Source organism: Aquabacterium sp. G14 (genome assembly GCF_037482285.1).
Taxonomy (GTDB): Bacteria; Pseudomonadota; Gammaproteobacteria; order Burkholderiales; family Burkholderiaceae_C; genus Aquabacterium.
The window spans coordinates 314262-332645 of sequence record NZ_JBBEYB010000001.1; the positions used below are offsets into that span (position 1 = coordinate 314262).

18 protein-coding genes are annotated in these 18384 nt (G+C 66.1%); 10 read left to right on the top strand and 8 right to left on the bottom strand.

Annotated elements, in window-relative coordinates:
- Positions 1-2 precede the first annotated feature (2 nt).
- A complete protein-coding gene (locus WIT60_RS01460; RefSeq protein WP_339582170.1) occupies positions 3-578 on the top strand; it encodes a PaaI family thioesterase in 576 nt (191 codons plus the stop codon).
- Positions 579-584: 6 nt separating this feature from the next.
- A complete protein-coding gene (locus WIT60_RS01465) occupies positions 585-1310 on the top strand; it encodes a 2-phosphosulfolactate phosphatase (RefSeq protein ID WP_339582171.1) in 726 nt (241 codons plus the stop codon).
- A gap of 51 nt (positions 1311-1361) precedes the next feature.
- On the opposite strand, the gene WIT60_RS01470 is transcribed toward WIT60_RS01465, so the two are convergent.
- The 7 genes from WIT60_RS01470 to WIT60_RS01500 all read right to left on the bottom strand — a co-directional run bounded on the left by WIT60_RS01470 (position 1362) and on the right by WIT60_RS01500 (position 8269).
- Positions 1362-2555, bottom strand: coding sequence for a phospholipase A (locus WIT60_RS01470; RefSeq protein WP_339582172.1), 1194 nt, complete (start codon positions 2553-2555; stop codon positions 1362-1364).
- Between the two features lie 125 nt (positions 2556-2680).
- Entirely contained in the window at positions 2681-3481 is an 801-nt protein-coding gene (locus WIT60_RS01475; RefSeq protein ID WP_339582173.1) for an IclR family transcriptional regulator, read from the bottom strand.
- 220 nt (positions 3482-3701) lie between these two features.
- Entirely contained in the window at positions 3702-4868 is a 1167-nt protein-coding gene (locus tag WIT60_RS01480) for an ABC transporter substrate-binding protein (protein WP_339582174.1), read from the bottom strand.
- A gap of 56 nt (positions 4869-4924) precedes the next feature.
- Positions 4925-5641, bottom strand: coding sequence for an ABC transporter ATP-binding protein (locus tag WIT60_RS01485; protein ID WP_339582175.1), 717 nt, complete (start codon positions 5639-5641; stop codon positions 4925-4927).
- On the bottom strand, positions 5628-6392 hold the full coding sequence (locus WIT60_RS01490) for an ABC transporter ATP-binding protein (protein WP_339582176.1): 765 nt from the start codon (positions 6390-6392) through the stop codon (positions 5628-5630). The genes WIT60_RS01485 and WIT60_RS01490 overlap by 14 nt, the downstream gene beginning before the upstream one ends.
- On the bottom strand, positions 6385-7404 hold the full coding sequence (locus WIT60_RS01495; protein WP_339582177.1) for a branched-chain amino acid ABC transporter permease: 1020 nt from the start codon (positions 7402-7404) through the stop codon (positions 6385-6387). The genes WIT60_RS01490 and WIT60_RS01495 overlap by 8 nt, the downstream gene beginning before the upstream one ends.
- 1 nt (position 7405) lies before the next feature.
- Entirely contained in the window at positions 7406-8269 is an 864-nt protein-coding gene (locus WIT60_RS01500; RefSeq protein WP_339582178.1) for a branched-chain amino acid ABC transporter permease, read from the bottom strand.
- 472 nt (positions 8270-8741) lie between these two features.
- On the opposite strand from WIT60_RS01500, the gene WIT60_RS01505 reads away from it, so the two are divergent.
- Positions 8742-9167 carry a GreA/GreB family elongation factor gene (locus tag WIT60_RS01505; RefSeq protein WP_339582179.1) on the top strand — a complete coding sequence of 142 codons (426 nt, stop codon included), beginning with the start codon at positions 8742-8744 and terminating at the stop codon, positions 9165-9167.
- A gap of 74 nt (positions 9168-9241) precedes the next feature.
- On the top strand, positions 9242-11365 hold the full coding sequence (locus tag WIT60_RS01510) for a putative bifunctional diguanylate cyclase/phosphodiesterase (RefSeq protein WP_339582180.1): 2124 nt from the start codon (positions 9242-9244) through the stop codon (positions 11363-11365).
- A 3-nt stretch (positions 11366-11368) separates the two neighbouring features.
- Here WIT60_RS01510 and WIT60_RS01515 read toward each other — a convergent pair whose 3' ends face one another.
- Complete coding sequence (locus WIT60_RS01515; RefSeq protein ID WP_339582181.1) at positions 11369-12178, bottom strand: acyl-CoA thioesterase; 810 nt, start codon at positions 12176-12178, stop codon at positions 11369-11371.
- Positions 12179-12354: 176 nt separating this feature from the next.
- Between WIT60_RS01515 and WIT60_RS01520 the strand changes: the two genes are divergently transcribed.
- The 6 genes from WIT60_RS01520 (at position 12355) to WIT60_RS01545 (ending at position 18377) form a co-directional block, all read left to right on the top strand.
- Positions 12355-13650: a response regulator gene (locus tag WIT60_RS01520; protein ID WP_339582182.1), complete on the top strand. Its 1296-nt coding sequence runs from the start codon at positions 12355-12357 to the stop codon at positions 13648-13650.
- Positions 13651-13660: 10 nt separating this feature from the next.
- Positions 13661-14617, top strand: coding sequence for a YihY/virulence factor BrkB family protein (locus WIT60_RS01525; RefSeq protein ID WP_339582183.1), 957 nt, complete (start codon positions 13661-13663; stop codon positions 14615-14617).
- Positions 14614-16275: a GGDEF domain-containing response regulator gene (locus tag WIT60_RS01530; RefSeq protein WP_339582184.1), complete on the top strand. Its 1662-nt coding sequence runs from the start codon at positions 14614-14616 to the stop codon at positions 16273-16275. Before WIT60_RS01525 ends, WIT60_RS01530 begins: the two co-directional genes overlap by 4 nt.
- Before the next feature lie 160 nt (positions 16276-16435).
- Positions 16436-16846: a hypothetical protein gene (locus tag WIT60_RS01535; RefSeq protein WP_339582185.1), complete on the top strand. Its 411-nt coding sequence runs from the start codon at positions 16436-16438 to the stop codon at positions 16844-16846.
- Positions 16847-16880: 34 nt separating this feature from the next.
- Positions 16881-17297 carry a hypothetical protein gene (locus tag WIT60_RS01540; RefSeq protein WP_339582186.1) on the top strand — a complete coding sequence of 139 codons (417 nt, stop codon included), beginning with the start codon at positions 16881-16883 and terminating at the stop codon, positions 17295-17297.
- Between the two features lie 132 nt (positions 17298-17429).
- Positions 17430-18377 carry a GGDEF domain-containing protein gene (locus tag WIT60_RS01545; RefSeq protein WP_339582187.1) on the top strand — a complete coding sequence of 316 codons (948 nt, stop codon included), beginning with the start codon at positions 17430-17432 and terminating at the stop codon, positions 18375-18377.
- Positions 18378-18384: the final 7 nt, after the last annotated feature.

An 18384-nucleotide genomic window follows, 5' to 3' on the forward strand; every position in this document is an offset into this window, starting at 1 on the left:
GCATGAGCACGCCCGCCGATCCTTCCCAGACCCTTGCACAGGCAGACCCGCACGTCGCGCCCGCCGCGGTGACGCCCGAGGTGCCCGCGGGCTTCGTGCCCTTTCACGCGAACTCCGACACCTTCATCGGCCTGTGCGGTCCGATCTACTGGAAGGACGTGCCCGGTGGCACCCCGATCCTGGGCATGCGGCTGCAATCGCAGCACATGAACCTGCGCGGTCATCCGCACGGCGGCCTGCTGGTGACGCTGGCCGATTCGGGGCTGGGTTACGCCGTCAACCACATGCGGGGCGGCCCGCTGGCGGTGGTCACGGCCAACCTGAGCACCGATTTCATCGGCATCGCGCACCTGGGCGACTGGATCGAGTGCCATGTCGAGGTTGACCGCATCGGCGCGCGCATGGCCTTTGCCAGCTGCCACCTCAAGGTGGGTGAGCGCAAGATCCTGCGCGCCAGCGGCGTGTTCGCCATCGTCAAGCCGGTCGAGCCACCCCCGGGGGGCCATGCGCACGGGCGCTTGCACGGGCCAGGCTCAGACGCCCATGTGGCCACCCCACCCACCGCTCCCAACGCCTGAGGCTGCATGCGCAAACTCCACGTCCTGATGAAGAAGGAAGAGCTCGACGGCCAGCGCCTGGACGGCAAGGTCGTCATCGTGCTCGACATCCTCTTTGCCACCACCACCATCGTGGCGGCCCTGTCGGCGGGGGCCACCGAGGTGTGGCCGGCGCGCGATGGCGACGCGGCCCGCGCGCTGGCCGCGCAGCGGGGCGATCAGCCCCATCTGCTGGCCGGCGAGCTGTATGCCGAAACGCTGAGCGGCTTTGCCCCGGCCACGCCCCTGGCGGTGCTGGCGCGCCTGCCCGCGCAAGGCCGGCTGATCTACGCGACCACCAATGGCACCGTGGCGCTCACCCGTGCGCGGGGCGCGGCCCATGTGTACGCGGCGGCGCTGCTCAACGCCCAGGCGGTCGTGGATCACATCGCGCGCCAGCACCCCGATGACACCTTGCTCATCGTCTGCTCGGGCTCGGCCGACCGCTTCAACCTCGAAGACTTCTACGGCGCCGGCTACCTCGTGTCGCTGTTCCGCCAGGCCGGTGTGCGCGACCTCACCGATGCCGCCCGTGCCGCCGAGTGGATGCATGCCGCCACCGACGCCCGCGCCTGCTTTGACGAAGCCCGGGTCGGCCGTCGCATGCTGGAAAAGGGCCTGCCCGACGAGCTGGACTACGCCGCGCAACGCAGCGTCAGCGGCGTCGTGCCCTACCTGGTCGAGGGCGTGTTGCGCCCGGTCTCCCGCGACTGAGGTGTCCCGCGCAGGCCATTGCGCCTCAGGCCTGGGCCGATCCCGCAGACCTCAGAACTGGAACAGCGTCAGGCCCAGCCCCAGGCTGGTCTGGCGGTGGTTGTAGTCCAGCAGCGATTCGCCGTAGCCGCTGAACAGCTGCAGATACCAGCGCAGCCCTTGCGGCTGCTGACTGTCGACCGGATAGGTCCAGTCCAGCTGCACCGAGCCGCGCTTCATCTCCTTGGGGTGCAGGCGCCAGGTGAGTGAGGCGGTGGCCTGCCCGGGCAGCCACGAGGCCTGGATCTCGGTGTTGCCGATGTAGCGTGTCAGGTCCGGGTTGTCGTCCTTCGAGCCTTCGCGCGGGCGGCGGTTGAAGCGCATCTGCACGGCCAGCTCACCCTTCTCGAACGCTGTGCCCGCATACAACCGGTTCCAGCTGCGTGACAGCGGCTCGCTTTGCCCATTGGACTGGTGGGCAAAGCCTGCCTCCAGCATGCGCCACGACCAGCCGCCGGGCAGCACGCTCAGGCCATCGGGCACTGGCACCACGTACTTCAGCTCGGGCTGGTAATCGGTGTTGCGAAACGGGGCCGAGTCGGCCTGGTTCCAGACCTGCCACATCGAGCGTTGGGTGTAGGTGGCCCACAGGTCGGCCCGCGGCAGCAGCAGGTCTTCGGCCACTTTTACGCGCAGCGAGATCTGCATTTTCGCCTCCACCGCCTTGTAGTTCGGCTTGAGCGGCGCGGCACCCCGCGTGGGGCTGAAAGGCTGGCGGTTGATGTCGCTGGTCAGGTGCAGCGGCAGCAGATAGTTGGGATAGAAGGTGCGCACCACAAAGGCCTTGCGCTTGTCGCTGCGGCCCAGTTCCCAGAAGGTGGACAGGGCGCTGCCCGGTGGCGGCATGGCGGTCCCGCTTGACACAGGAGGCGGGGCGGCGGCCACGCGATCGGTGTCGTTCGCCGATGTCTCCGCGGGGGACCGGTCCGCTGCGGTCGAGACGTCGGGCGCCGTCACCGCGGTGGCCGGGGCACTCAGCGGATCGGGCGCACGCGGGCGGAACACCGCGTCATAGCAGGCCAGGCGCTGTGCGGCATCGGTGTGGGCCGCGCATTGCTGGGCCGCGAACGCAGCGCTGGGGGCGGCAGCCTGGGCGGATGTGGCGGCAGTGCCCGGCACAGGCTGGGCCAGGGCGACAGGGGCCAGCCCCAGGCTTGCGGCACTCAGGGCCAGCCAGCAGGGAAGGGGGGCGGTGGAACGCTTCATGGTCGGGGCAGGCGTGGGCAGGCGCGCTGTCAGGCAATCGGGCGTTTCAGCTTAGCAGAAGCCCGTGATCGCGCTGAGGCGGCAGGGCGGCCTTCGCGCCTCGTTGCGCTCGGTGCCGCGGCGGATCAGGTCCGGCCGGCCGAGGCTTGCAGCTTGCGCGCCATCTCGATCAGGCGCGGGCGCACCTCGTTGAGCAGGAACTCCTGAGACAGGCTGAAGGCCGGACCGGCGCAGCTGATGGCCATCACCGGCAGGCCACCACCCGGATTGAAGGCCACGGCAATGCCGTTGACATGCGCCTGCAGGTCACCGAACGATCGCGTGCAACCCAGGGCGCGGTAGTCCTCCAGCGCCGTGTTGATCGAGGCCTGGATGCTCGGCCAGGCCTGCTCGTCGTACTCGCGGAAGCGCTCCAGCAACTCCACGCGTTCGGCCTGACTGATCTCCGCCAGATAGGCCCGGCCCAAGGCCGAGCTGAGCAGCGGGATGCGCGAGCCCACGTCCACGCTCAGCGTCAGCGCAGCCGAACTGCGGCAGTTCTCCACATACAGCATGGCCAGGCGGTCACGCGTTCCCAGGGACACGGTGGCCTTCGCGAACTCGGCCAGCTCCTGCATCATCGGCTTGGCCATCTGCTTCACGTCCAGGCGCGCCATCATGTAGCTGCCCAGTGCCAGGGTCGAGGTGCCCAGGCGGTACTTGCCGTTTTCTTCCAGCTGGATCAGGTAGCCCAGCTTCGTCAGCGTGTACGTCAAGCGCGACACGGTGGACTTGGGCAGCTTGCAGCGTTTGGCGATCTCCTGATTGCCCAGGGCCTTGTCCCCCCTGCGGAAACAGGACAGCACCTCCAGCCCGCGCGCCAGGGCGGTCACGAAATGTCGGTCTTCCTTGCCATCTTCGAGAGCGGAGGCTTGTAAGGTCTGCATGATGGAATAGCGGGTCGTCTGCGATATCTTGGCATGCCGACCATGCACCAGGGAAGCCCCTTGTTGCGTGTTCGATGCCCTCCGATGCCTGCGAGTTGGCTTGCATCGTGAAATCGCGAATTGGTGTGCAGAACAGCGATCTGCGCGCAAAAAAGGCGGGTCACCCCGGCTGGGGGCCCGCCCGGTGCACCGCTCACCCCGCGGGGCGAGCGGCTCGGGATCACAGATCCTTCAGTCGCACGCCGCGGAGCTTGCCACCCTCCACCACGCCAATCACGGTGTTGAGCACCGAGCCGCCGTTGGCGTCCACGCCATTGAAGTCGTTGGGGTTGATGGCATCGGGCAGGGCCTTGGCGGCCGCGTCCAACTTGGCGCGGATGGCGGCGGGGTCGCTCACGGTGCCGGCCATCTTCATCGCGTTGACCACGATGTGCAGCGACGAGTAGTTCAGCGACGACTCCGACGACGGGTTGGCGGTGGCGCCGTAGGCCGCACGGTAGGCGTTCACAAAGCCCTTGGCACCGGGGCGCTCGTCGGCGGTCAGCGGCAGGGTGCCGATCGAGCCTTCCAGCATCTGCAGGCCGCCGGTGACCTTGGCCATCTCGTCCATCTTGGCCTGGTCCATCACGATGAAGGATCCCTTGAAGCCCAACTCGCGCGCCTGTTTGGCGACCAGACCGGTCGGCTCAGAGGGCCCACCGATGAACATCACGTCCGGCTTGGTCTCCAGCACGCGGCTCACACCGGTGTAGAAGTCGGCCGACTTGTTGTAAGACATCGGGTTCTTCGACACCACGGTGCCGCCGGCCTTGGTCCAGGCCGGCTCGAACGCGGCCACCCAGGCCTTGGCGTAGTCGTGGTCAGCCGGCGCCATGCCCAGCTTCTTGCCCTTCTTCATCTGGTAGCGGATGAAGGGGTCAATGTAGGTCATGAAGTTCGGCGGGATGCGCATCGTCAGCTTGTTGCCCTTTTCCGTGATGGTGGGCACGCTGGTGTAGGCCATCAGCAGGAAGTTCTCTTGCTGGTTGAAGGCCTGCAGGGCGAAGGCGCCACCAGAGTGGGGCACGTAGATCACGGCCGTTTCATGCTGCTGCTTGAGGCGACGGGCGTTGATGGCGGCTTCCGCGGGCGAGTACTTGTCGTCCAGCGCCACGATCTCAACCGTGTACTTTTTGCCACCCACGGTCAGACCCTGGGCGTTGATTTCCTTGGCGGCCAGGTTCAGGCCGTTGAGCACGTTCTTGCCGTACAGGGCGGCGCCACCGCTGAGCGGGGCAGTCAGACCGATCTTGAGCACTTCCTGGGCCAAGGCACCGCTGGCGCTGAAGGCCAGGGCCACGGTGGCAGCCAGGGGGGCGAGCTTGAGCGCTTTGGGGATGAAACGCATGGTGAGGTCTCCTTGTGAGGGGTGGGAAAACGTTGGGAAACGCGTAGGGAGCGGCTTCAGGCGCCGATGTAAGCCTTGCGGATGCCTTCGTCGTGCAGCATCTCTTCGGGTTTGCCTTCCATGACGATGCGACCGCGTTCGAGCACATAGGCCCGGTGTGCGATGCGCAGCGCCGAGTAGGCGTTCTGCTCAGCCAGGAACACGGTCACGCCGGTCTGGTTGATCTTCTGGATGATCTCGAACATCTGCTTGACGACCAAGGGGGCCAAGCCCAGCGAGGGCTCGTCGAGCAGCAGGGCCTTGGGGCGGCCCATCAGGGCGCGGCCAATGGCCACCATCTGCTGCTGACCGCCCGAGAGCGAGCCGGCCGGGTCATGGCGCTTTTGCTGCAGGATGGGGAAGAGTTCGTAGATGTGATCGAGGATCTGCTTGGACGTGGCCTTGCTGTCTTGCGCCTTGCGGTGCACATAGCCACCCAGCAGCAGGTTCTGCTCCACCGACATCTGCGGGAACAGCTTGCGGCCTTCGGGACAGTGCACCACGCCGTGTTCGACGATGGACGAGGGCTTCATGCCGACCAGCTCCTGGCCGTCGAACGAGATCGAGCCGCTGCTCGTCTTGTTGATGCCTGAGATTGCCATGAAGATCGAGCTCTTGCCCGCACCGTTGGCGCCCAGCAGCACCACCAGCTCGCCCTTGTCGGCGTGCAGGCTCACGTTGTCCAGGGCGCGGAAGCTGCCGTACGACAGCGAAACGCCTTCAAGCTTCAGCATGTTCGGCTCCCAGGTAAGCGTCGATCACCAGCGGGTTGCTGCGGATCTCGGCGGGTGTGCCCTCGGCGATCTTCTCGCCGTAGTTCAGCACGATGATCTTGTCGGCCAGGCTCATGATCATGTCCATCTTGTGTTCGATCAGGCACACGGTCTTGCCATGGTCGACCAGCTTGCGGATCAGCTCGGCCAGGCCCACGGTTTCTTCCGGGTTCACGCCTCCGGCCGGCTCGTCCAGCAGCAGCAGGTCGGGCTCGGTCGCCAGGGCCAGCGCGAACGCCACGCGCTTGCGCTCTTCCTGCGTGATGTCACCGGCCAGGCGGTGCGCCACACGCTTCAGCCCCACGAATTCCAGTGCCTCTTCGGCCTTCTCGCGGCAGAGCTTCTCTTCACGCTTGAGCAGCGGGGTGTGCATGATCACGTCCCACAGGCCCGAGCGGGTGCGCAGGCGGTGGCCCACGATCAGGTTGTCCAGCACCGAAGCCTGGTCGAACAGGTTGGTGGCCTGGAAGGTGCGCGCCACGCCCAGGCGGGCGATCTGGTCGGCACGCATGCCGGTCACGTCCTCACCTTTGACGATGATCTGACCCGACGACGGCGCATGCGTGCCCGCGATCAGGTTGAAGAAGGTCGTCTTGCCGGCGCCGTTGGGGCCGATGATGGCGTTGATGTGGCCGGCCTCGAACTTGGCCGTCACGTTGTTGACAGCCGTCAGGCCGCCGAAGCGTTTGGTCAGACCGCGGATCTCAAGCATGGCGGGCTCCGTTGGGGGTGGACGAGGCGGCAGCCGGGGCCGATGCAGCCTGGGCTTGCTCGCGCTGGGCTGCAGCGCGGCGGGCACGGCGATGCAAGATGGTGCCGACGATGCCGTTGGGCACGAAGATCAGCAGCAGGATCAGCACCGGGCCGAAGACGACCATGCGGTAGTCCTGCAGGAACTGCAGCGACTGCGTGATCCAGGGCACCAGGATCGAACCCAGGATCGGGCCCAGGATGGTGCCGATGCCGCCGACCAGCATGAACATCACCAGCTCAAACGTGTGGTGGGTGGCGGCCAGGTCGGGGCCCAGGAAGCGCACCACACCGGCGTACAGGCCACCGGCCAGACCGGCATAGATCACCGACAGCACGAAGGCCAGACGCTTGGTGCGTGCCAGCGGGATGCCCAGCGCTTCGGCCAGGGCCTCGCTGTTGCGCACGGCCACGAAGCTGCGGCCCAGCAGCGAGTGCACGATGCGGTGCATGATGTACGCGCCCAGGATCAGAAAGGCCAACACCAGGTAGTACTGGCCCTTGGCCGACTCGAACTCCAGGCCGCCAAAGCCGGTGGGGGAGGGGATGCCCATCACGCCGACGGCGCCGTGGGTCACGTCTTCCCACTTCTCGATCAGCAGGTAGATGATGTAGCCCACGCACAGCGTGAAGATCGAGAACACGTGCCCCGTCATGCGCAGCGAGATCACGCCCACCAGATAGCCGATCACCCCGCAGATGGCGCCGGCGGCTGCAAACGCCGTCCAGAAGCCCCATTGGTAATCTGTGGTCAGCAGGCCGACCGCGTAGGCACCGATGGCCATGAAGCCACCGTGCGCCAGGTTGAACTGGCCGGTGTAGCCGGTGATCAGGTTCAGGCCCAGGGCCGCAATCGCAAAGATGTACGACTGCGTCATCACCGACAGGAAGTAGGTGTTGGAGACCATGTAGGGAAACACGAGGGCCAGGGCGATGAGCAGGGTCCAGCCCGCCTTACCTTGAAGGAGCTTCATGTCAGTGCGCGCCTTTCGAAAACAGACCTTGAGGGCGAACCGACAAGATGACCACCAGCAGCACGAAGGCAATCAGATCCTTGTAGTTCGTCGAGAAGTAGAAACCACCGAAGGCCTCTGCCAGACCGATGATCAAGCCGCCCACGATGGCGCCAGGGAAACTGCCCATGCCGCCCAGGATGATGATCACGAAGGCCTTGGTGATGACCAGGTGACCCATGGCCGGGTAGACCAGGTTGATCGGGCTGTACAGCACTGCGGCCACCGCGGCCAGCGCGCCGGAGATGGCGAACACCAGCAGCGTCACGCGGGTGGCGTCAATGCCGACCAGGGCCGCGCCGTCGCGGTTTTGCGCCATCGCGATGATGGTCAGACCGGTGGTGGTGCGGGTCAGGAAGAGGTGCAGCACGGCCACCAGGACCACGGCGCCGGCGATGATCAGCAGACGCTGACCGACGGTGGTCAGGCCGAAGATCTCGACCAGATTGCCATACGGTGACTGCATGCGGTGGAAGTCCGCGCCCCAGATGGCCTGCGCACCGGCCTCCAGGAACAACAGGATGCCGATGGCGGCGATCATGTCGTGCAACGGCGGGGCGTTGCGCAGCGGGTGGAACACCAGCCGCTCGGCCAGCATGGACAGCACGGCCACGACCGCAGCCGAGCCCAGCATGGCCAGCCAGTAGTTGAGCCCCAGCGACTCCATGAAGTAGAAAGCCACGAAGGCGCCGGCCATGTACAGCGCGCCGTGGGCGAAGTTCGGGACGTGCAAGATCCCGTAAACCAGCGTCAGGCCCAGCGCGACCAGGCTGTACACCCCGCCGATCGTCAGGCCATTCAGCAGTTGCTGAAAGAACAAATCCAAGATGCGCTCCTCAAACGGTGCTCGGCACGCCCACAATGGACATGGCCGGTTAGTGAGATGCAGTGTGCCCATCACCTGTTTGAGGGGTCAAGACAATTTCGGTATCCGTTTCCGTTCTGCGGAACAAACTAGGGTAATTGCTAACAGGGATAACCGCAGCAAGGCGGTTTTTGGTGTCAGGGTCGCCATCCTATCGGAATCAAATTTTGCTCTGCGGAACTATTGGGCGGACGTGGTCGGCCTGGGGCCCGCGGTTTGCCCAATCGGCACATCCGGGCTAGACTCTGCCCATGGACATCACAGGTTGCTTCGCCCGCACCCTCCGCACCCCTCTGGGCTGCGGGGTGGGTCAACGCGTGCGCCGATCGCTGGCCGCACTTTCCTGAGCCCGGCGATCTCCTGTCCTTCCCCTTCGCGCTGTTTTGAGATCTCCGGGCCTGTTCTGCCGCGTCCTCTTTGCCTGGAGATACCCATGTCCATTGATTCCCGTCCCGCCGTGGACGAGCGCATCCTGTCCGAACTCGACCATGCCCGCATCCTGGGTCTCATGCGTCGCACGGTGTTGAGCGATGCCCAGAAGCACGCCCTGGACGCTTTGCTCGACGCGGCTGACCTCGTGCCGGCCCGCGATGTCCCGCCGGATGTCGTCACCATGAATTCACGCCTGCGCCTGCACGCCGAGGGCGAGCCCGAGCCCCGCGACATCACCCTGTGCTATCCCGCCGACGCGCGGGCCGACGTCGGCCTGGTGTCACTGCTGTCGCCCATGGGCGCCAGTTTGCTGGGGCGTCGCGTCGGGAGCGAGGCCGTCTGGCTCACGCCCACCGGCACGCCTCGCACGGCCCGCATCCTGTCCCTGCACTTCCAGCCCGAGGCCGCGGGGGAGTACACCACCTGATCCGCCCACCACAGGGGGAGGCGCAGGCTGTCCGGATCATGTTAAAAACACACAGACATGTCGGGAGTGGTCCCATGCTTGATCCGAACCTGGTGGTGAGCGAGACGAAGTTCTGGGAAGCGGCGGTCAGCACCGCCGAGCAGCGCTTTCACAAGTTGTGCGACGAGGCCGAGGCCATGTCCATCCAGGGCTACCTGCAAGACGGCACGGTGGTGTACTGGAACCGTGCCTCGGAGATGATTTACGGCTTTAGCGCCCAAGAGGCCATCGGGCGCAACCTGCTGGACCTCATCATCCCGCCGGCAGCCTGGGCGGTGGTGCAGCACGACATGGCGCAGATGTTCGAAACCGGCAAGGGCATCCCGGCCGCCCGACTCACCCTGCGCCACAAGGACGGCCATCCCGTCTCCGTCTTCTCCAGTCACACCGTGGTGGCCTTGCCTGGGCATCCCAAGGTGATGTTCTGCATGGACGCCGACATGAGCGCGCTGGCCCAGGCCGAGGAGGAGTTGCGCATTGCTGCCACCGCCTTCGAGTCTCAGCAAGGCATGCTCATCACCGATGCGCAGGACCGCATCCTGCGCGTCAACAGTGCCTTCACGCAGGCGACCGGCTATCGGGCCGAGGAGCTGCTCGGCCAGTCGCCCCGCATCCTTCGCTCAGGCCACCAAGAGGCTGGTTTTTTTGACCAGATGTGGCACACCCTGCGTGCGCAGGGCTCTTGGCAAGGCGAACTCTCTCACCGCCGTCAGAGCGGCGAGGTCTACACCGACTGGGCCACCATCAACGCGGTGCGCAACCCCCTTGGCGAGGTCACGCACTACGTGTACGCCCTCACGGACATCACCCAGCGCAAACAGGTCGAGGCCCAACTCACCCAATTGGCCTTCTACGATGCCCTGACCCACCTGCCCAACCGCCGCCTGTTGCACGACCGCTTGCACCAGGCCATCGCCGCGCGTCAGCGCCACCGGCATTGCGCGGCGCTGCTGTTCGTGGACGTGGATGACTTCAAGGGCCTCAATGACACCCTCGGGCATGAGATGGGCGACCTGCTCCTGCAGCAACTGGCCGATCGCCTGCAACGCCACGTGCGCGACAGCGACACCGTGGCCCGTTTCGGCGGGGACAAGTTCGTGGTGATGCTCGACGACCTCAGTGACGATCTGGCGGTGGCCGCGGCCGATGCCGAGCGCACCGCTCACAAGCTGCTGAGCGTGGTCGGCGAGCCGTACACGCTGCGCGAGCAGCACTACCGCAGTGAGGTGAGCATCGGCATCACCCTGTTTCAGGCCTCCGATTGCACGGTGGACGAATTGATCCGCCAGGCCGAGATGGCGATGTACGCCGCCAAGGCCGCCGGGCGCAACAAGCTGCGCTTCTTCGACGTGCGGATGCAATCCGAGGTCTCTCACCGCGTGGCCCTCATCAACAGCCTGCGCGAGGGGCTGAAGCACGCCGAGCTGCGGCTGTTCTGTCAGCCGCAGGTCTCGCACACCGGGCAGCTGATCGGGGCCGAGGCCCTGGTGCGATGGGCCCATCCGGAGCGTGGCATGGTGTCGCCGGCCGAGTTCATCCCGATCGCCGAGTCATCCGGGCTGATTCTGCCGCTGGGCATCTGGGTCATGGCCGAAGCCTGCCGTCAGCTGGTGGCCTGGTCCGAACAGCTGGGCACGTCGGACTTCACGTTGGCGGTCAACGTCAGTGCCGCGCAATTTGCCCAGCACGATTTCGTCGATCAGGTGAGGGTGGTGCTCAACGACACCGGCACCGACCCGCGGCGACTCAAGCTGGAGCTGACCGAGAGCATGCTGGTCAATGGGGTGGACGACGTCATCGCCAAGATGGAGTCCCTCCGGCAACTGGGTGTGGGCTTCTCGCTGGACGATTTCGGGACGGGGTACTCGTCCCTGTCCTACCTTCAGCGCCTGCCCCTCAATCAGCTGAAGATCGACCAGTCTTTCGTGGCGGGGCTGCAGCGTGACCGCAGCAGCGAAGTGATCGTGCAGACCATCATCGCCCTGGGGCAGAGCCTGGGCTTGACCGTCATTGCCGAGGGGGTGGAAACCGAGTCCCAGCGTGACATGCTCACGCGCCTGGGCTGCGAAGCGTTTCAGGGCTACCTGATCGGCCGCCCGATGCCCATGGTGGACTTCGAAGCACGCTTCCTGCGCCGCCCCGACGCCGTCATGTCCTGACACTCACTCCTTGAAGTACACCACCTGGTGGCCGACCGCCAGCAGGTCGCCGCGCGCACTCCAGATTTCGGCGGTCTGGTCGTGAAAGCCCTGGCTGTATCGCAGCCCCTTGGCACAGCCCAGTACATGCTCGCTGCCCTGGGCCGCCAACAAGGCCGCATCGGCATGGAAGTACACCGTCAGCGTGACCGTCCCTGCCGGCACCGGCCGGGAGCGGCGCACGAAAATGCGCGGGATGAAGGCATCGCAGATGGCGCTCAAGGACAAGAAATCGAGTGGCCGGGGCGGCTCGTCCCGGATCCAGACCTGCGTCACGGCGTCGTCGCGCTCGACGCTGTCAAGCACCTGCTCACCATCGGTGAACCGCATGTCGTAAGCCTTGGGCCAAGCCGTGCGGAACACCCCCGGGTGGCGTGGCAACTGTGCAGCGGGCGGCACCGATGGGAACACCGCATCCGTGGCACTCCATGTGTCGCGCCGCATCGCGGTCATCACCGTGGCAAAGGCCGCAACGGCGTCGTCCTGTCGCAACTCGACCAGCCAGTGCTGGGTGGACCGGTTCGTGCGCATCGGGCGGGCGTGCACCTCGAAGGCCCCATCGGCGATGGGGGCCGCGTAATGCACCGTCAGGGACAGGGGCTCGCCCAGCCGCTCTGGGTGAGAGAGTGCGCCGTTGAGCAGGGTTGCGGCAATCGTGCCCCCAAAAGGACCCACCATGTTGGCGTAGGTGGGGTGGGTCTGGCCGGTGAACCGGTGTTCGCCCGCAGGGGTGAGGGCGACGGCGGCATCCAGGGCGTGGGGCGAAACGGTCATGGCGAAGAACTCCTTGGGCCACGATGGTAGCGCGACGCTCTGATCCGTGCTGACGGTGCTGTCGCGCGCACGCCGCCTTCGGGAATGAGCGGACCCTGCCCCCCCGTTTCGGCGGGTTAGACTGGCATGCAACGCTGCGGGCACACGCTTGCGGCTCCTTGCAACGGGAGAGTTTCGTGCTCGTTTACGTTCTGATTGGTGTGCTGGTTCTGCTCGTCCTGCTGTGGTGGCTCGGGGCGTTCCGCCGACCGACTCCGCCGCGTGATGAGGTGCCGCCTGCGCCCCAGGCGGAGCCTGCCACCACCCCGGAGTCCGCGTCGCAGCTGGTGCCTCCCCCGACGCCCGAACCCGCGGCGCCGGTCGCTCTGCAGCCTGACGTGGCGGTCGAGGTTGTCGAGGTTGTCGAGGCCGCCGCCCCCGTGGTTGAAGCGCCTCCGGATTTCAACGACCTCTCCACCGAGCCCCTGCCACTGGACGAGGCGCTGCCGCCGGCGGCCGCCGAGTCACCGGCCATCGAGGTGGCCGTGGACCTGGAGTTGGACCTCTCCTCCGGCGACGATGTGGGGGTGGCGGCCCCTGTCCAGGCCGTCGATCAGATCGATCTGGATCTGGACCTGGATGTGGTCCCGCAGGTCGAGCCCCAGCCCCCGCTGTTGCAGGTGCGGGCTCCCGCGCCTGTCGAGCCAGAGCAGGAACAGGCCCTGGCGCCGGCAGCGCAGCCCCCCGAGCGGGAGCCAGAACCCGAGCCGATGCAGGCGTTGACCCTTGCGCCGACCGCGCTCGCAGAGCCTGAGCCCGTCCTTGAACCAGAACCAGAACCAGAGCCAGAACCAGAACCAGAACCAGAGCCAGAGCCAGAGCCAGAGCCAGAGCCAGAGCCAGAGCCAGAACCCGAGCCCGAGCCCGAGCCCGAGCCCGAGCTTGCGCCAGCATTCGTGCCCGAGGCACCTTCGGTCCCCGAGACGCCTCCAGCGATCGGGCCCTTGCCCGTCAGCCCGATCGACACGGTCGCGCCGGTGCTCATCACGCCCCCCGCGCCAGCTGCGCCCGTGGTGCCTCCGCCCGTGCCGTCGGCCCCGGCCCCGAGTGGTGAGTCGCCACTGATCCTGGTCGTGGACGACTCCGCCGTCGTACGCGCCAAGATGGTCAAATTGCTCAAGTCGGTCAATTACCGTGTCGAAATCGCCAAGAACGGCCTGCAGGCGCTGGAGCTGATTCCTCAGCTGCAGCCGCACGTGATCGTCACCGACATCGAAATGCCCGAGATGGACGGCTACGAACTGATCGCCCGCCTCGATGCCGATGCCCAGTTGCGCACCATTCCGGTCTATGCCGTCTCCAGCTTCGAAGACCTGGCCGAGCGCCTTGCGCCGCATGCCAATGTGCAGGGCTGTTTTGGCAAGCCCTGGGACGAGCCGCTCGTGTTGAGCACCCTCGCGCAGCGCCTCGGCACCGCGGCAGCCCCGCACTGAGGCGTCGCAGATGTGGCGCCAGCGCGGCCAGCATTGGTGGGGCATCACCCGGGGCGCCATCCAGCTCTGGCTGGACAGCAACGCCTTCAGCCACGCGGCGGCGCTGGCGTTCTACACGCTGTTCTCGCTTGCTCCGGTGGTCATCATCGCGGTGGCGGTGATTGGGGTGGTGCTCGGCGAGCAGGCTGCGCAGGGTCAGATCGTGGGCCAACTCCAGGACGTCATGGGTCGTGAGGCGGCGCAAGCCGTCGAGCAGGCGGTGGCCCGATCGAGACTGTCCGAGGCAGGCTGGCTGCCCACCCTGCTCGGCATCACGGCGCTCCTGACGGGCGCTACCACCGTGTTCGGTCAGATGCAGGTTTCGCTCAACGACATCTGGGGCGTGGCGGCGCGCCCGGATCGCAGCAGTCTTTTCATGTTTCTCAAGAGCCGCCTGCTTTCGCTCACCGTGGTGCTGGCCATCGGCTTTGTGTTGCTGGTGTCTTTGTTGTTGGGCGTCGTCTTGCGGGCGGTCCTGCACTTTGCCGATCAGTTCGTGCCCGCGGTGGCAGCGTTGCTGGCCAGTGGCGAAATGCTGCTGTCCCTGCTGGTCACCGGGCTGCTGTTTGGCACCATCTTCAAGGTGCTGCCCGACGTGGTGCTCAAGTGGCGCGAAGTCGTGGTCGGTGCCCTGGTCACGGCCGTGCTGTTCGCCATCGGGCGCGATGCGATTGCGCTCTATCTGGCGCAAACCGCCACTGCCTCCACCTACGGTGCGGCCGGCTCGGTGGTGCTGATCCTCTTATGGGTTTACTATTCTTCCTTGATCCTGCTGTTTGGCGCGGCCTTTACCAAAACCCATCTGCTGGCGCGTGGCCGGTCGGTGGTGCCGCGCAACTCCGCCGTGCTGGTTCACCGTGAACTGGTGGTGGAGTCGCCCGCGCCACGTTCACCGCCGGCCTCCCGGCAGGACGCCTACCGCTCATGACCGCTGCGCTGCCCCATTCCATCGATGATCGACTCCACGTCCTCAAGACGCGGTGGGCCAACTACCTGGCCGAAGGTCGGTTTGAACACTTCATCGAGTTCACTGTGGCCGTCAACAGCCTGGCGGAACACCTCAATCGCATGCGTCTGCCCGGTCTGGTTCGCGTGTGTGAAGGTTTGGAAAATGCCGCCCTGGCCCGCCTGGGCCAAGATGACAGCCACCCCCTGGGGGAGCAGGACACCACCGCCTTGCAGCGCCAACTCGACACCCTGTTGGGCGCCGTGGCCAGCGCCAAGCCGCATGTGCCCGATCGGGAGCGCCGTGTGGAAAGCCCCGCCGCGCCCGAGATCGACTGGATCAAGCCGCGCACAGTGTGGCTCATCAGCGCCCCCGGTCAGCAAGAGTTGGTGCAGGCCCTGGGCCACCAGCTGCGTTACTTCGGCTTTCAGACGATGGAGCTCCCGTGGGGCGGCGTGCACCCCGAAGGCGATCGGCCCCTGGCCGTGCTGTTCGTCCCCGCCCCCGATGGACTGCAGCCTGCCGGCCTGCAGTTCGTCACCGACATCCGTGCCAGTTGCCCCGCCAGCCAGCTGTTCTACCTGGGGGTGGCGTCGGCCATCGAACCCATTGTGGAGCTGATGCGCGCGGGCATCGACGTGGCCATTCCCGCTGAAGAACAGCATGCCCGCGTGCTCGACCGCATCCTCGACCTCGTTCAGAACATCGAGCAGGAGAAATACCGCGTCCTGGTGGTCGAGGATTCTCGGGTGGCCGTGGCCCTGATCCAGCGCACCTTGGCCGAACACGGCATCGACAGCCATGCCATCCGTGACCCAGGCACCTTGTTCGATGTGCTCGAATCGTATCGGCCCGATCTGGTGCTGATGGACATGTTCATGCCACGCTTCAACGGCGTGGAGGCCACCCGCGTGCTGCGACAGATGTCGGCCTACAGCACCCTGCCCATCGTCTACCTCTCGGGGGCCACCGATGTCGGCATGCAGGTCGAGGCCTTGCGTCTGGGGGGGGATCAGTTCCTCACCAAGCCGTTCAATCCGGTGCTGTTGGCCGCGGTCGTCAAGACCAAGATCGAGCGCTTCCGCGAGACCCAGCGCTCGACCCGGCTCGATGGCCTCACCGGCCTGCTCAACCACACGGCCGCCAAATCTCGTCTGGCGGGACTGGTGCAGCAGTTCGGATCGCCAGGGGCGTCGACCGAGGCTGGCACCCAGGGGGCGCTGACCGTCGCCATGATCGACATCGATCATTTCAAGGCGATCAACGACACCTACGGCCACCCTGTGGGCGATCAGGTCATCCGGGCGCTGGCCTGGTTGCTCAAGGGGCGCTTGCGCGCGAGCGACCTCATCGGTCGCTACGGTGGGGAGGAGTTCCTCATTGCCTTGCCTGGGGTCAGTCTGGAGCAGGCCGTCACCGTCATTGACCGCATCCGCGCCGACTTTGCCGCTTTGCCGCACGCGCACCCGGGCGGCGCTTTGCGGGCCACCTTCAGCGCCGGTGTGGCCACCTTCCCGATGTTCGACGCCGCGGCCAGCCTCACCGAAGCGGCCGACGGCGCATTGCTGCATGCCAAGCGCCTGGGGCGCAACCGTGTCGAGGCGGCCGCGCTGGCGGCCCACCTGCACAGCGTGGCCTGAGCCGGCACGCGTTTGACACCATCCGGGTTCGTTTTTACACTGCAGCCATGGGTGCTTAGTACGCCCATGGTTGAATGCAAAGCGTGATCAACGTGTGACATTGGCCGCTGATGCGGCTTTGGTGCGCCGTGGCTCGCGAACCTTGAATGGAGGTGGTGCCATGTCCTTGGCCATCCAGAATGCAACGGGTCCATCCGATCTCCGCGCCATGATGCAGGCCCGCACCGAGGCGGCGCAGCGGCGCGCCGACGGCATGGTGCCTCGCTCGGCCGACGTGGTGGCCGAGCGCCGTGACAACACGGGCGCGCAGTCCATGGAAGATGCGGGCTGGATGGCCATGCAGAGCCGTCTGGCCGATTCCGCCTCTCGCACCGTGCTGGCGCAGACCACGGCCAGCATGCAGCCGGTCACACCCAGCGATGCGGCGCCTCAGGCACAGGCTGCCGTCAACGACCGCGCCAGCATGGCGGCTCAGAGCGCGGCGACGTACGCAGCGATGCAGCAAGCGGGCGTGTCGGCGCTGACCACCACCGATGCCATGCGCGAACGGTCGCTCTCGTTGCGCGCCTGAGGAGCTTGTTCGGCGCGGAGTCCGAGTTGTTGTCATGACCACGCTTGCCATCTCCTCCTCGGCCAACCTGATGCGCGCCAGCTTTCAGGAGCCCACCGTCGCCCGTTTGCGCCAGGCAGCGGAGCGTGCCCAGCAGACCGCCGACAAGCTCCAACTTCAGGCGCGCGATGCCTGGCAACAAGCCGCCCGAGCCGAAGCCAATGCGCGCGGGCTGGACAGCCGCGCCACCCAGGCGCTGGCCGATGCAGGGCAGGCCCAGGACAAGCTCGTCACCTTCACCTCCGGGATCACGGAGGCATCCCCCGCACCCTCTGCGGCCGATGCCGAAGTGACGAGGGCCCCTCTCCTTCCCGCATCCATGCCCCCACCCGCGTGGATGTCGACGCCGTCCCCTGCCAGCGTCAACAATCTCGGTCAGCGCGTCGGTACGGTCCTCAGTGTGACCGCGTGATCGCTTGATCGCATGGACTGCTAACATGCCCCAACGCCTTGTCGTGGCGTGGCATGGGCGGTGAACGCTCGCCACCTTGGCTTGGGAGCCAGCCCGCTCGGCATTATCTGATGAACAGGGAGATGAGGGACCATGCCTGTCTTGAGTGCGCTCGACGATGACAATGCGGTGTACCGCACCCTGCTGGAGTCGACCCAGGCCATTCCGTGGAAGATCGATTGGGCATCCAAGCAGTTTGCCTACATCGGCCCTCAGATCGAGGCCTTGCTGGGTTGGAGCCCGCAAAGCTGGATGACCGTGGAAGACTGGGCGACGCGCATGCATCCGGACGATCGCGAGCGCGTGGTCAACTTCTGTGTCGCCCAGTCCCAGGCAGGGGTGGACCACGAGGCCGACTATCGTGCCCTGACCAAGGACAACGGTTACGTCTGGATCCGCGACGTGGTGCATGTCGTGCGCAACGACCTGGGCGAGGTCGAGGCCTTGATCGGTTTCATGTTCGACATCAGCGAGCGCAAGAAGACCGAAGAAAAGCTCCTGGCCCTGCAGAAGGAGCTCGAGGACCTGTCTTTCAAGGATGGTCTGACCCACATCGCCAATCGGCGGCGCTTCGATGCCAGCTTCGAACTGGAGTGGGGCAGTGCCAGCCGACTGCGCCAGCCCCTGTCCGTTCTGCTGTTCGACATCGATTACTTCAAGCAGTACAACGATCTGTACGGTCACATCCGAGGGGACCGCTGCCTGGTGGACATCGCGCAGACACTCAGTCTGGCGCTCGATGGGCCACGCGACCTGGTCGCGCGCTTTGGCGGTGAGGAGTTCATCGTCTTGCTGCCGGGGGCCGATGCCACGGTGGCGAAGAAGGTTGCCGAGCGCTGCCAGCGCCTCATCCACAAGCAGGCGATCGTCCATGCCGACTCACCGCATGGCCAATGCGTCACCGTCAGTGTGGGGGTGGGGACCGTTGTGCCCGACGCATCTCGCCATCCCGCCAGCTTCATCGAGGCCGTGGATCAGCAGCTGTATGCGGCCAAGAAAAATGGCAAGAATCGCATCGAGGTCGTTGGCGCGGTCGGGTGACCTAGGG